Raw genomic sequence first — 554 nt, 5'->3', positions numbered from 1 at the left:
TCCAAGAGATCATTTCGCTGCGCAAACTGGAAAAAAGCATTCACGTCTTCCTTATGGAGCGTCAATGTCGTGTGATCGACGATGTCCTGTGCAATCGCTTGCGCTGCGCCCAGGTGCCAGCGCTTGAGCACTTCGAAGCTGGCCCAGTCCAGCTGAAAAAAAAGATTGCGCACCGGATCATGCAGAGTCCAGCTGGGCTGGCCATCGGGCAGCACCGGACCGGGAAACAAATCCAGCTCCTCGCGCAAAGCAGGCCATGCGGTACCCATGTCGACTTACCAGGCAAGGAACTGACGCAGGACGGCCCAGGGCTTGCGCAGAACCCAGTAGACCAAAGGCACCCAATCTCCTTGCAGTTTGGCGGTGCCCTTGAGGCCAATGCGAGCCGCCTTATCGAGCGACATGGCGGCACGCATCCGATAGGCGTAGCTGCCATCTGGCCTGGCGCTGGCATCGTAGGCCATATACCGAAGCTTGCCCTCCAGCCCCGCCATGGGATTCGCTGCCAGATACAGCTTCACTGGCGAGCCCTGGGTCAATGGAATGGCATCACC

At 59.0% G+C, this 554-nt stretch carries 2 pseudogenes; both read right to left on the bottom strand.

The features are described 5' to 3' along the window. Positions 1–269, bottom strand: a pseudogene (locus D3H34_RS33655) (secretion protein HylD); the annotation flags it as partial. Between the two features lie 6 nt (positions 270–275). Further along, positions 276–554 (bottom strand): annotated as a pseudogene (locus tag D3H34_RS33650) (secretion protein HylD); the annotation flags it as partial.

Source organism: Acidovorax cavernicola, from assembly GCF_003581445.1.
Note: the sequence above shows the minus strand (reverse complement) of the source record. Positions and strands in the feature narration are given on the sequence as shown.